General features: G+C 71.0%; 11 protein-coding genes. 6 read left to right on the top strand and 5 right to left on the bottom strand.

Translation table 11 applies throughout. The annotated features are described in order from the left end of the window. Positions 1 to 6 precede the first annotated feature (6 nt). From C1703_RS30765 to C1703_RS40215, 4 genes are all read right to left on the bottom strand, one after another. On the bottom strand, positions 7 to 228 hold the full coding sequence (locus C1703_RS30765) for a hypothetical protein (protein ID WP_114255890.1): 222 nt from the start codon (positions 226 to 228) through the stop codon (positions 7 to 9). 29 nt (positions 229 to 257) lie between these two features. Further along, the gene (locus tag C1703_RS40220) at positions 258 to 383 is read right to left on the bottom strand and encodes a hypothetical protein (RefSeq protein ID WP_267974922.1); all 126 of its coding nucleotides are present in this window, start codon (positions 381 to 383) and stop codon (positions 258 to 260) included. 59 nt (positions 384 to 442) lie between these two features. Further along, positions 443 to 3,883, bottom strand: coding sequence for an RHS repeat-associated core domain-containing protein (locus C1703_RS30760; protein WP_114255889.1), 3,441 nt, complete (start codon positions 3,881 to 3,883; stop codon positions 443 to 445). A gap of 340 nt (positions 3,884 to 4,223) precedes the next feature. After that, entirely contained in the window at positions 4,224 to 5,393 is a 1,170-nt protein-coding gene (locus tag C1703_RS40215; protein ID WP_157993185.1) for a helix-turn-helix domain-containing protein, read from the bottom strand. Here C1703_RS40215 and C1703_RS30750 point away from each other — a divergent pair. Genes C1703_RS30750 through C1703_RS30735 form a run of 4 tightly spaced genes read left to right on the top strand, consistent with a single transcriptional unit; the run spans position 5,392 to position 10,050 of the window. Then, entirely contained in the window at positions 5,392 to 6,783 is a 1,392-nt protein-coding gene (locus C1703_RS30750; protein ID WP_114255887.1) for a DegT/DnrJ/EryC1/StrS family aminotransferase, read from the top strand. The two genes, C1703_RS40215 and C1703_RS30750, sit on opposite strands and share 2 nt — an antisense overlap. 4 nt (positions 6,784 to 6,787) lie before the next feature. Continuing rightward, positions 6,788 to 7,651 carry an HAD-IIB family hydrolase gene (locus C1703_RS30745; protein ID WP_232840634.1) on the top strand — a complete coding sequence of 288 codons (864 nt, stop codon included), beginning with the start codon at positions 6,788 to 6,790 and terminating at the stop codon, positions 7,649 to 7,651. 58 nt (positions 7,652 to 7,709) lie between these two features. After that, positions 7,710 to 8,783, top strand: coding sequence for a Gfo/Idh/MocA family oxidoreductase (locus C1703_RS30740; protein ID WP_114255886.1), 1,074 nt, complete (start codon positions 7,710 to 7,712; stop codon positions 8,781 to 8,783). Between the two features lie 49 nt (positions 8,784 to 8,832). After that, positions 8,833 to 10,050, top strand: a complete 1,218-nt coding sequence (locus C1703_RS30735) for an MFS transporter (RefSeq protein WP_232840633.1) — start codon at positions 8,833 to 8,835, stop codon at positions 10,048 to 10,050. A gap of 12 nt (positions 10,051 to 10,062) precedes the next feature. On the opposite strand, the gene hemE is transcribed toward C1703_RS30735, so the two are convergent. Beyond that, positions 10,063 to 11,130 carry a uroporphyrinogen decarboxylase gene (hemE, locus tag C1703_RS30730; protein WP_114255885.1) on the bottom strand — a complete coding sequence of 356 codons (1,068 nt, stop codon included), beginning with the start codon at positions 11,128 to 11,130 and terminating at the stop codon, positions 10,063 to 10,065. Between the two features lie 102 nt (positions 11,131 to 11,232). On the opposite strand from hemE, the gene C1703_RS30725 reads away from it, so the two are divergent. Continuing rightward, positions 11,233 to 11,907, top strand: coding sequence for a DUF3000 domain-containing protein (locus C1703_RS30725; protein WP_114255884.1), 675 nt, complete (start codon positions 11,233 to 11,235; stop codon positions 11,905 to 11,907). Between the two features lie 323 nt (positions 11,908 to 12,230). Continuing rightward, a complete protein-coding gene (locus tag C1703_RS30720; protein ID WP_003993737.1) occupies positions 12,231 to 12,893 on the top strand; it encodes a response regulator transcription factor in 663 nt (220 codons plus the stop codon). Positions 12,894 to 13,054: the final 161 nt, after the last annotated feature.

Raw genomic sequence — 13,054 nt, 5'->3', positions numbered from 1 at the left:
CGGCGGCTACTGGACTCCCAAGACACCCGTGAGTACGAGCACTCCGCACAGCGTCATACCGGCTCCGACCACCACGGGCATGACTCTGGCCATGGCGGGCTTTTCGCGATTGGCTCTGCCGAAGACGTTCTCGTTCTTCATCGAGCGCCTGGCAAGGGCCTGACTTCCGAGCATCAGCATAATTCCGATGATCACCGCGCCGATTCCCACCAGGGTGCGCTCATTCATCGGTTTCTCCCATCGCCAGTAATAGTAATTCACCTCTTACGCAGGAGCCGTACAGCGATGATCACGGCGAAGAGCACTGCGACACCGATGAGGAAGTACAGCAACGGCCCGGTTACCGGCTCCTTGCCCTCCGCAGCCAGCGTCCTGATGTCCATTCTCTTTTCCTTTCACCGAAGGCCGTGGGCGGCCGGTGGCCGCTCACGGCGAGGGTTCGTCAGAACTGGACCTGCAGACCACCGGAGCACTTGGGGGTCGAGGCCCTGGGGCCGCCCAGACCACCGGTCAGCGCGAAGTCGCCGCCTTGGGCCAGTTGGCCCCCGATGCTGCCGAAGCCGGCTTGGCACTTGCCGTACGCCGACGGACCGGCACTTGCGTCGCCCGTGCTTCCCTCGTATCCGCCGGAGACGCCGGGAGAGCCCACGCCGATGTTGAAGAATCCCCCTCCTTCACCCTGGTCGTCTTCGGCATAGCCGCCGCCGAGGCACACACCGGCACAGATTTCGCCGCCGATCTGCCAAGCTGCCAGCCCTGAAGGGTCGATGCGGTTGACGGGGTCGCCTTCGGCGTAGAGGTAGGGGTTCTTCTCCTGGCCGGAGGGGTCGGGGCTGGTGAAGCGGCCGTTGTGGGGGTCGTAATAGCGGGCCGAGAAGTGGTACAGGCCGGTCGGGTCCTGGAAGCCGCCGGCGAACCGGTAGGGCTGGGAGACCTTTTCGGTGGTGGTGCCGCGTTCGACGCCGCGTGGGCTGTAGCCGTAGGTGTTCACCTTGGTGCCGGTCTCGTCGGCGAGCGCGACGACGGAGCCGATCGCGTCGGTGAGGTAGTAGTACGACTTACCCCCGGTCGTCATGGAGTTCAAGGTGCCCCCGGGTTCCCGGTTGAATCCCATGTCGACGCCGGCCGTGGTCTTGGCCGAGAGGCCGAGCGGGCCGTTGTGGAAGAAGGTGTCACCGAGTTTGACGCGCTCGCTCTGGTCGGTGGAGCCGTACTGCCCGGCGTATGTCTGGCCGGCGACGGTGATCGACGTCAACTGGCTGTAGTCGGACCAGGTTTCCCCGGTTCGGGTGCCCTCGGGGGTCGAGGCGCCGGCGGTCTCGTTGCCGGTCCTGTCGTAGGACCAGTTGGTGGTGGAGCCGTTCTTGGCGGTGATCTGCTGGGCGTCGTTGACGGTGTAGGTGGTGCCGCGCGGGCAGCCCTGCTCGACGCCCTGGCTGGTGAGGTTGCCGGCCTGGTCGTAGCAGTACTGCCAGGAGGAGTTCAGCGTGGTGCCCTTCTCCTCCTTGGCGTAGGAGAAGCGGCCGGCGCTGTCGTAGGTGTACGTGGTCTTCAGGCCGGTGACGGCGTCGGTCCGGGTGCGGATCCTGGCGCCGTCCGTACCGGCGTTGGAGTAGGAGTAGGCGAGGTCGACCAGGGTGCCCCTGGGTGAGGTCGCCTTGATCTTCTCGGGCCGGCTGGACTTGTCCGGGGTGACCTCCTGAACCGTGCCGCCGGGGTACGTCGTCGTGGTCCGGAAGTCGTTGGCGTTGTACTTGTACGTGGTGGTCTTTCCGGTCGGGTCCTTCAGCTCGGCGAGCTTGTTGACCTCGTTCCAGGTGAAGTCGGTGACGCCGGCCGGGTCCTCGTAGGTGTCGACGTTGCCGGCCGGGGTGTAGGTGAGCTTGGTCTGTGAGCCGTTCTGCAGGGTGCGGACCGTCTCCCTGGACAGCGGGTCGAACTCGTACTTGGTCACGCCCGTGCCGTCGTCGCGCTGTCTGAGGTTGCCGTCGCCGTCGTAGTGGTAGCGCACGGTGGCGTCGGTGGAGGACACCTGAGTGATCCGGTCGCGGTCGTCGTAGGTGTACACCGTTTTGATGCCGCGGCCGTCGGTGACCGTCTCCGGCCGGCCCAGCGCGTCGTAGGTGTAGGTGGTGGAACCGAGGGGCGCGGGCGGGGTGACCTTGGACAGGTTGCCCTTGGTGTCGTAGAGGAACGAGGTCGAGACCGACTTGGTGGCCGACATGGTGGTCGTGACCTTGCAGGTCTGGCCTTCGAAGCCGTTGCAGGTGGGGGTGGCGGGGTTGTAGTCGAAGGTGCGCCTGCCGCCGCCGGTGCCGGTGACGGCGACGGACTTGGTGTTGCCGGCCGTGTCGTAGGTGTAGTCGGTCTTCTCGCCGTCGGCGCTGGTGAACGTGCCGGGCAGGTCCGCGCCGGAAATGGTCTGATACCCGGTCAGTGACGCGGTGGCGCCGGTGGGCAGCTCGGCGGAGGTGGGGTTGTTGCGGGAGTCCCAGCCGTAGTCCGTGACGTTCCCGGCCGCGCCGGCGACACCCATGGCGTCCTCGGCCGTGTCGATGTTGTGGTTGGCGTCGAAGGTGCTCTTGCGGGTGTGCCCGAGTGCGTCGGTGACCTTGGTGACGCCGCCGTCGGCGTTGTGCTCGTGCTTCGTGGCGTGCTGCTCGGGGTCGGTGACCGTCGTCGTCCCGGCCGCCGACGGGTCGGTGTTCGCGTACGTGTAGGTGTAGGTGGGGCCGGTGTGGCCGGAGCCGTTGAAGTCGGTGGCCCGCAGCATGGAGCGCACGCGGTTGTGGTCGTCGTAGGTGAGGACCGTGACCCGTCCCTCAGGTGTGGTGATCTTCGTCAGACGGCGCGAGGAGTCGTAGCCGAAGACGGTCGGCTTGCCCTCGGTGTCGGTGGTCTTGGCCAGGTCGCCGGCCGCGTTGAGGTCGAAGACGGCGGTGCGGCCGGTGTGGTCCTTGGCCTGCCACTGGCTCGCGTCCGTCTTGACCAGGTCGATCCAGCGGCCGGAGCGGGTCTCGGTGAGCTTGAAGCCCTTGTGCTCGGCTCCCTCGTCGTGTTGGTCGACGGTGATGGCGCCCTTGTTCCTGTCCGTGACCTCGGTCAGCGTGCCGTGCGCGTCGTAGGTGTCCTTCGAGCCGGACTTGCGGTCGGTCAGCGTGTAGGTGCCGTCGGCGTTCTTCTTCAGGTCCTTCGAGCAGCCCCTGGGCGTGGTGTAGGTGCCGTCGGCGTTCTCGGTGAAGCGGACCGTGGCCCCGGTGGCGTCGTAGAGGACGACCTCGCCGGTGAACATGTGCAGATAGCGCTCGTACTCCTGCCACCACCGCTGGGACACCTTGCCCCACGGCGCGTCGAAGGAGTTGTACGTCCGCGCCAGACGCAGTTTCTTGCCGACACCTGCGATCTCGAAGTCGGTGGCGGCGAGCATCAGGTTGCCGGTGGAGAGATTGATCCTCGCCACCAGGGAGTCGGTGATCCGGAAGTCCGAGATCTTGTGCCAGGGCACCGCGCCCTGGTCCTCCGGGACGTACACGGTCGCCGCCGCACCGGTCCCCGCCGAAGCGGACGGCGCCTTCGGCGGCTCGGGTATCTCACCGGTACGCGCACGTTCCTTCTGCTGCGCCCGCCACGCGGCCTGCTCCCTCGTCGGTTCGGCCTCAGCCACGCCGGGCACGGGCTGGGTCTTGCCGACCTTCACCGGCGGAACCTGGAAGTCGGTCTTCTTGCCCCACACCGACGCGGGACCCGGATCCGCCGGCGACGGCGCGGCGAACACCGGCGAGGCCGGAGCGAGCAGCGACAGTGTTGCCAGCGCGGCTGAAAGTCCGTAGCGCACCGGTCTGCGGGCACGCCGGACAGGCGTGCCGGAAGCACGTGAGTGCATGCATTCCCCCACAGGAAGTCAGCCCCGGAGACTCCTACGGTCACCGGGGCCCCACAACCTGTCACGCGAAGCACACAAACCGGCGTGCTGTGCCCGGAAAGTGCCTTCACATGCGACGCGGAATCAGCCGCGCCCCTTCCCCTGGTTCGCGCCCCCGCAGGCGTGAGAAAGGAACCGATTCCGGCGCATTCCGGAGCTGTAGCGCGTCCGTCCACGCCTTGCGGATCGTCCGAAAGGGCTCACAAGTTGCCTCACGGCAACGAAAACGGTTCGCGTCGGCGGCATCTGGCCCCTGGGCTGAGGGTCCCCCGACGGAGGCCGCCCGCGCGGAACGCGCGTTTCAGCTACCGTCCGGCTCGTCCTCCGTGGGCAGCAGCAGGACGTAGCGGAGTTCCTGTCGGTACGCGGGGAGCAGCACCTGCGACGTGACCTTGAGGGGCTCCGGGCTGACGTGCGGCAGGCGCAGTTCGTAGCGGTGGCCGTGCCGGTAGGCGAGGACCTTGGCGCCGCGGTCCCACAGGTCGCGGCAGGCGCGGTCGGCCAGCACGGCGTCGCGCAGGGCGCCGAGGCCGGTGTCGTCGGGCCGGGTCACCAGCGCGAACCGCAGCAGGGCGAGGTACTGCGCGGCGTGCCGGGGCCAGTCCACGATCTGTTCGCGGGCCGCGTTCGTGGTCAGGGCCCAGCGCATCAGGTTGGCGTCCGGTTCCCGCACCCAGGGGAACCAGCGGGCCATGGCGGCGTTGTGGTCGAGGACGTTCCACGCCTGGTCGGTGAGATAGCTGGGGAAGCCGATCCGCGCCGAGGTGAGGGCGGCCAGCTCCTCGGTGGCGCCGCGCGGGTCCTGCTCACCGGGCTGCCGCCCGCCGGCACCGCCGAGGGCGTGGCCGTGCAGGGCCATGCGTTCGTCGGGGCCGAGCAGCAGGGCCCGGGAAAGACGTTCGAGGATTTCCATGGAAAGCGGTACGTGCGCCCCGGTCTCGAGATTCCGGTACCACCGCTCACTCACCCCCATCCGGCGCGCCACCTCTTTTTGAGGTAACTGTCTTCCCCTGTTCATTTTGTTTCCCGCATCCATCCGCCAAGCGCGCAGCAGATCCGGCAGGGCATCACGTGGCACGGCTCGCACCCACTCCCTCTGCGTATCACCGGGGAAACACACCGTAACAAGGCCTGATGGGGCATGCGAAAGGGGGTGACATATGCCCTGGTCGCCGGGGTGGACCTGGGGAACCGGCAGAATTCTGCCGGTTGTCGACCGGTTGTCCGCCCCGTTTCCCAGGGGCGGTTCCCGGGGTTTCCGGGGATTTCCGGGTCCTTGGTACGCGGCAAAAAGATGCCGGTTGACGGAGCTTGTCGACCGCTGCCAGCATCGCCGAGGTGTGCCGCTCCCCCAGCCCTCGCGGAAATAGATTCGAGCACTATTCGGCAGCCATTCCGTCCGTATTTTCGATGCCCCTGCGCACGCGTCGGCGCAGTTTCTCTCCGCTCTTCGAACGCAAGGAGTACGCATGACCGTCTCCACCGCCGACCCCGGCACGGCCACCGGCTCCGCCACCACCGGCTCCGCAACCACCGGCTCCGCCCTCCTCGGGGACAGTCGCAGCCTGCACCGGGTGGTCGAGGACCTCGCCGGCGGCGTGCGGATCACCCACCCCGTGCGGGAGGCCCTCGCCCACCGGGAGCTGGCGAGCGCCCTGTCGTCGTGGAACTCCGCTCCCGGGGACCCCGACCGGTTCGTCGCCTCCCTGTTCCCGGAGCCCGCGCAGATCTCGCACGTCCCGTTCCTGCCGAAGGAACGGCTGCTGTCGCCCCGGGAGAAGAGCGCCGCCGCCGAGGCCTTCGCGCGGGTCCTGGAGAGCTGTGAGTTCACGAGCGGTCCGGCGGTCACCGCGTTCGAGGACGCCGTCGCCGACATCGCGGGCCTGAACTGCGCGGTCGCCACCGGCAGCGGGACCGACGCGCTCGTCATCGCCCTGCGCGCGGTGGGCGTCGAGCCCGGCGACGAGGTGGTCCTCCCGGCCAACAGCTTCGCCGCCACCGAGAACGCGGTGTTCGCCTGCGGCGCGGTCCCCGTCCTCGCCGACGTGACCACCGACGGCAACCTGGACCCGGTGTCGGTGGCGGAGCAGGTCACCCCGCGCACCGTGGCGGTCCTGCCCGTCCACCTCCACGGCAAGCTCGCCGACATGGCCGGGCTGCGGGCCGTCGCGGACCGGTACGCGCTGCGGATCGTCGAGGACGCCTGCCAGGCGATCGGGGTGACCGGTGTGGGGCGGTACTCCGACGCGGCGGCCCTCAGCTTCAACCCGTACAAGAACGTCGGGCTGTGCGGGAAGGCCGGTGCCATCGTCACCGACTCGGCCGAGATCGCCGAGCGCTGCCGGGTGGCCGGCTACCACGGCTTCGCGCCGGGGCGGAAGAACGTCAAGTGCGAGGCGTACGGCCTCAACGCGCGCCTCGACAACACCATGGCCGCGATCGGCCTGGCCCTGCTGCCGTGGACGGGTCTGCGGGGGCTGCGGCGGACGTACCTCGCCCGGCGCTACGTGGAGGCGCTGCGCCCGCTGGCCGAGGAGGGCGTGCTGGAGACGCCCGTCTTCGCGCCCGACCACTCCTGGCACCTGTTCCCGGTGCTGGTGGACGGCGGTGCGCCGGCCCGCGACGCCCTGCGGGACGAGCTGGCGCGGCGGAACAGGGTGGAGACGGACGTCTACTACCCGGTCCTGACCCACCGTCAGCAGACCCCCGTGCGCGAGCGGTTCTTCGGGCGGGCGCGGCTGCCGCGGACCGAGTGGCTGCACGACCGGGTGCTGCACCTTCCGCTGCACGCGGGGCTGTCCCTCGGCGAGCAGGACCGCGTGGTCGAGGCCCTGTACGCGGCGACGCGCCCGGGCCGGTGACGCCGTGACCGACACCCTGCCCCTCGACGGCGCCCCCGCCCCGTCGCCCGCGCTGCGGCTGCCGGACCGCGTCGGCTGGGCCGCGTTCTCCGACTTCGACGAGACCTACCTGGCCCACGCCGCCACCCCCGAACAGCGCGCCCACCTGGCCGCGTTGGAGGAGTACCTGCTGACCGACGCCGTGCGGCACGGTCTGCTGTTCGGCTGGGTCACCGGCAGCTCGGCGGCCTCCGTGCGGGAGAAGATGGCGCGCTGCGGCGCCCGCGTCCTGCCGCACTTCGTGGCCGGCGCCCTGGGCACCGAGCTGACGTTCTTCCCCGACGGCGTCGCCCGCCCCGACCCCGAGTGGCGGCAGGTGCTGCGGGACAGCGGCTTCGACCGGGCCCGGGTCGAACGGGCCGTGGAGCGGCTCGCCCGGCACGGCGTCGACCTGTTCCCGCAGGACACCGGCCACCGCACCGAGTTCCTGGTCAACCACTACTTCCGCTCCCTGGGCGACCCGCGGCGTGACGAGCACGCCCTCGGGCTGGTACGCGAGCTGGCCGCCGAGTACGGCCTCGGCCTCAACATCAGCCGCTGCAACCCGGCCACCGGCGACCCCGCCGACTGCTACGACGTCGACTTCCTGCCGCCGGTGTGCGGCAAGCGCAACGTCGTCCGGCACCTGTGCGCCCGCTTCGGCGTCGACCCGGAGCGCACCCTCGCGTTCGGCGACAGCGGCAACGACCTGGAGATGCTGGGCGCCGTGCGGCACGGCTACCTCGTCGCCAACTGCACACCGGAGGCCCGCGACCGCTTCCCGCGGGTCTCGCCCCACCCGCACACCCAGGCCCTCCTGCACGCCTTCCGTCACCACCTCGGCCACTGAACCGCTCCCCGGGCCCGGCCGCTCCGGGCCCGAGGGCCGTCCCTGAAAGAGGAAGACCATGAAGATCGGAATCATCGGCGCCGGCGGCATAGCCCTCGCCCATCTGCGGGCCGCCGAAACCGTCCCCGGCGTCGAAGCCGCCGGTGTGTACGACGTGATGCCCGACAAGGCCGCGGAGCTGGCCGGCCGCTTCGGCTGCGCCGCCTTCTCCTCCACGACCGAGCTGTACGAGCGGGTGAACGCGGTCGTCATCGCCTCCCCCAACCACACGCACGCCGACTACGCCGAGGAGGCCGTTCGGCACGGCCGGCACGTGCTGTGCGAGAAGCCGATGACGACGACGGTGGCGGAGGCCGAGCGGATCACCGCGCTGGCCGAGGAGAGCGGCCTGGTGTGCGCCATGGGCTTCAACTACCGCTACCTGGACGCCATCGGCGAGATCCGGAACCTGGTGCGCGGCGGGGAGCTGGGCTCCGTCCTCTTCGCCGAGGCCGGTTTCCGGCGCGGCAGCGCCCTGACCCGCTCCCGCTTCACCTGGCGGGACAGCGCCCTGGGCCGGTCCACCAGCGGCTCCCTGGGGGATCTGGGCGTGCACCTGGTCGACATGCTGGACCGGCTCTTCGACAGCCCGGTCGACAGCACCAGCTGCCGCACCAAGCTCCAGGTGAACGTGCCGCAGAAGGAGGGCCAGGACGTCCAGGTCGACGACTACGCCTTCGTCAGCGGCCGGCTGGAGAACGGCACCTTCTTCAACCTGACCACCTCCAAGTCCTCGCTGCCGGAGGAGCTCGGCTTCTCCCTGAAGATCATCGGCGACCGCAAGGAGCTGTACTACCACTCCGAGGACGACACGACGTACTTCCTGAAGTCCCGGGTCACCTGGGAGCAGGGCACCTTCGCCCGCGAGGAGGTGCTCGCCTCGCCGCCCGGCGAGGTGCCCGGCTGGAGCGACACCTTCCGGCACCAGCTGCGGGAGTGGCGCGACGCGGTCACCGCGCAGGACGGCGGCGCCGGGCGGAGTGCCGACAGCGCCCTGGCCGGCTTCGGTGACGGGCTGCGCAGCCAGCGCGTCCTGGAACGCCTGCTGACCGGCGACCAGGGGTACGCGCTCGCCGCCCCGGTGAGCCGGTGACCCGGCGGCAGCGGCCCGTCGCACACGACGCAGGGAAGAGGAACGCCCCTTGACCGGCACCTCCACGCAGGACGCGCCGCCGGACACCACCGTGGCGCGGCCCCTGTTCAGCCCGTTCGCCGTCGTCGCCTCCTGCGTGGGCTTCGCCCTGATCGGGGCGCTCCAGGCGCTGTACGGCCCGGCGATCCCCGCGTTCCGCACGGAGTTCGGCCTGTCGCCGGCCGCCGCCGGGCTGAGTCTGAGCGCTCACTTCGTCGGCGGGGTGGCCGGGGTGCTGCTGCTGAACCGGGTGCACGGGCGGCTGGGCAACAGAACGCTGCTGTCCGCCAGTTACGCGCTGATGGCCCTCGGCGGGACCGGCTTCGCGCTGGCCCCCGTCTGGGAGTGGGCGCTGGCCTGCGCGCTGGTGACCGGGGTGGGCTTCGGCGGCATCGACTACGGGCTCAACCAGCTGTTCTCGGTGGGGTTCGGCCGCCGCAGCCCGGCGATGCTCAACATCATCGGCGCCGCCTACGGACTCGGTGCCGTGGGCGGCCCGGCGCTCCTGGGTCTGCTCGGCCCGGGCCGTTATCCGGCCGTCTTCGCGGGGTTCGCCGTGCTGTCCGCCGTCCTGGTGCTGGCGCAGCGCGGCGTCCGCGAGGGCGGGGAGACACCCGCCGAGCCCGCCGAGGAGGTGGAGGAGGCGGAGGAGACCGATGGGCGGGCGCCCGGTGTACGGGCCTCGGCGGCCCTGGTCGTCACCGTCTTCATCGTGCTGTACGTCCTGATGGTGGCGGTGGAGACGGGGGTCGGCGGCTGGGAGCCGACGCATCTGGAGTCCGTCGGGCACGACGCGGCGACGGTGGCCACGGCCACCTCGGCGTTCTGGCTGATGGTGACGGTGGGACGGCTGCTGGTCGCCCCGCTGACGCTGCGCTGGTCCGTGCAGACGATCATGGTGGTCAGCTCCGTCGGCATGGTGGCCTGCCTGCTGCTGGCCCTGATCCCGGCGGCGGCCCCGTACGCGTACGCCGGTGTCGGCCTCTTCCACGCGCCGATCTTCCCCACGGGCCTGCCGTGGCTGTCCCGGGCGGTGCCCCGGGCGCGGCGGGCGGGGGCCCACGTCATCGCCGCCTCGATGATCGGCGGGGTCGCCGCCGGGCCGGTCCTGGGCAAGGGCATCGAACTGGCCGGCGTCGACGCCGTGCCGGTGCTGCTGGCCCTGCCCGCGGCCGGCTGCCTGGCGGCGACCTGGTGGCTGATCCGGGCGACCCGCGTGAGGCCCTGAGACCAGGAGCCGTCAGCGGGCGGTGCGCGTGTGGACGTACTCCACGAGCCGCGTCAGCGCGTCCGGGTCGGTGGACGGCATGACGCCGTGGCCGAGGTTGAAGACGTGGCCCTCCAGGCCCGCCGCCGAGTCCAGGACCTCCCGGGTCTTGGCCTCGACGGCCTCGGTGCCGGCGAACAGCACGGTCGGGTCGAGGTTGCCCTGGAGCGCCTTGCCCGGGCCGACGCGCCGGACGGCCTCGTCGAGCGGCACGCGCCAGTCGACGCCGACGACGTCCGCCCCGGCCTCGCCCATCAGGCCCAGCAGCTCGCCGGTGCCGACGCCGAAGTGGATGCGCGGGACGCCGTAGCCGGCCACGGCCCCGAAGACCTTCGCCGACGCCGGCAGCACCGAGCGCCGGTAGTCGGCGGGGGCCAGCGCACCGGCCCAGGAGTCGAAGAGCTGGACCGCCGAGGCGCCCGCCTCGATCTGCACCTTGAGGAACGCGGCCGTGATGTCGGCGAGGCGGTCGAGCAGGTCGGTCCAGAGCTCGGGGTCGCCGTACATCATCGCCTTGGCGTTCTCGTACGTGCGGGACGGGCCGCCCTCGACGAGGTAGCTGGCGAGGGTGAAGGGGGCGCCGGCGAAGCCGATCAGGGGCGTGGCGCCGAGCTCGCGGGTGAGCAGGCCGACGGCCTCGGTGACGTAGGAGACGTCCTCGGGGGTCAGGTCACGCAGCTGCGCGAGGTCGGCGCGGGAGCGGATCGGGCGCTCCACGACCGGGCCGACGCCGGGCTTGATGTCGAGGTCGATGCCGATGGCCTTGAGCGGGACGACGATGTCGCTGTAGTAGATCGCCGCGTCCACGCCGTGCCGGCGGACCGGCTGGAGGGTGATCTCGGTGACCAGTTCGGGCCGCGTGCAGGACTCCAGCATCGGGACGCCCTCGCGGACCTTGCGGTACTCCGGCAGGGAACGCCCGGCCTGCCGCATGAACCACACCGGTGTGTGCGGGACGGGCTCGCGCCGGCAGGCCTTGAGGAAGGCGGAGTCGTACGGGGCGGACGGCTGCGGGGCCCGGGGGGCGTCGTTGGCACTCACGGGCCCAAGTTTCGCACGCCGCCGGACAGCCCGATTCAGCCCCTGGGCGGGCGCGGGGTGTCTAGCCCGGCACCCGGGCTCCGGTCCCCGTAATCTTCCCGCATGGCTGCGGCTCAGGGACGACTGTCGGACGGCGCTGGCGGAATGGACGAAGCGAAGGACACCGAGAACGACCGGCGGGAGGCGGACTCCGCCCCGCTGCCCTTCCGGGCCGCCGTCGACGCGCTCAGGGCGGCGCGGCTGCGGCCCCAGATCGAGGTGGAGCCGACGCCGGCGCCCAAGCGGCTCGCCCCGTACTCCCACGCGCTGGAGGCCGCGGTCGTCGACGGCGACCAGGACCTGGCCGACGGCCGGCTGGTGCTGCTGCACGACCCGGCCGGGCACGACGCCTGGCAGGGCACGTTCCGGCTGGTGACGCTGGTGCGCGCGGAGCTGGAGCCGGAGATGGCCGCGGATCCGCTGCTGCCGGAGGTGTGCTGGTCCTGGCTGACCGGCGCGCTCCAGACGCGCGGGCTGACCTACGGGGAGCCGAGCGGCACGGTCACGCGTGCGAGCTCCCACTACTTCGGTGGGCTGTCGGCCCGGCCGGCCGCCTCGCAGATCGAGATCCGCGCGTCCTGGACGCCGCGCGAGGGCCTGGGCGGGGTCCCGGACACCGCCGCGCACCTCGCGTCCTGGTGCGATCTGCTCGCCCAGGTCGCGGGGCTGCCGCCGGCCGGACCCGGGGACGCGTCGGTGGTCACGCTGCCGCAGCGGCGGGGGCCGCAGTCCCGCTGATCGAACCCGTTCCGACCCCGTACTGATCGAACCTGTACGGGGCGGTCAACCATGCCCTGTCGACGATCACACCTGCGTCCCCCTCTTGGCCGAATCACTTTGTCGATACGGCCACTTTCGACCGCGTAGCGACGCAGACCGAAACCGTTCGACCTTCGAATGATCGACCGCGTGTCCGAATTGCACGGATTGTTATCACCGAATCGTGATCATTCTCTAAAGGCGGACGGGTTCGGTGCCGAAGACGACTGTGACCTTGAAAGCACGGTTCGTCCCGGCTTCACCCCCACGAGCCGGCCCCGTCCCGCACCCCAGGAGGCCTGGTGTCCGTTCTCCTCGAGCAGCCCGCAAGCCTGGTCGCCTACCGCCCGAACAAGCCGACCGCCATGGTGGTCGTGGCCGACCCGCGCGTCCGCTCCACCGTCACCCGCCACCTGTGGGCGCTCGGTGTGCGCGATGTCATCGAGGCCTCGTCCATCGCGGAGGCTCGTCCCCGCATCGGCAACCCCCGCGACATCTGCGTCGCCGACGTCCACCTGCCGGATGGCTCCGGCCTCACCCTGCTGTCCGAGACCCGCGCCGCGGGCTGGCCCAACGGACTCGCCCTCTCCGCCGCCGACGACATCGGCGCCGTGCGCAACGCGCTCGCCGGCGGTGTGAAGGGCTACGTCGTCACCGGCACCCGTACCAACGTCGGGCTCCCCACCCGGCCGGGCGCCGCCCCCATCGGCGCCGCCGCCGCGCGCCTGCACCGCCGCCCCCCGGGTGCCCCGAGCCACCCGGGCGGCTACCGCGAGCTGTCCGGCCGCGAGGTCGAGGTGCTGCGGCTGGTCGCGGAGGGCCAGTCGAACAAGGCGATCGGCGTCTCGATGGGCCTGTCCGCGCTGACCGTCAAGAGCCACCTCGCCCGCATCGCGCGCAAGCTCGGCACGGGCGACCGGGCCGGCATGGTCGCGGTGGCGCTGCGGACCGGGATCATCCACTGACCCGCCCCGCCGTGAACCCAGCTGATCGTCCACTCATGTGAACGGGTCCGGCCGCCGGTCCCGTTCACGTCACTCACGGCTCGCGAATCCGCCACTTCCCCGACATGACTGGTTTGCGACCCCCGGGCGCCCGTCGACGGAACGTTCCGTCGGCGGGCGCT

The sequence above is a fragment of the Streptomyces sp. Go-475 genome (assembly GCF_003330845.1).
Classification (GTDB): Bacteria; Actinomycetota; Actinomycetes; order Streptomycetales; family Streptomycetaceae; genus Streptomyces.
The sequence above is the reverse complement of the archived record's forward strand: the minus strand, read 5'-3'. Positions and strand labels throughout refer to the sequence as shown.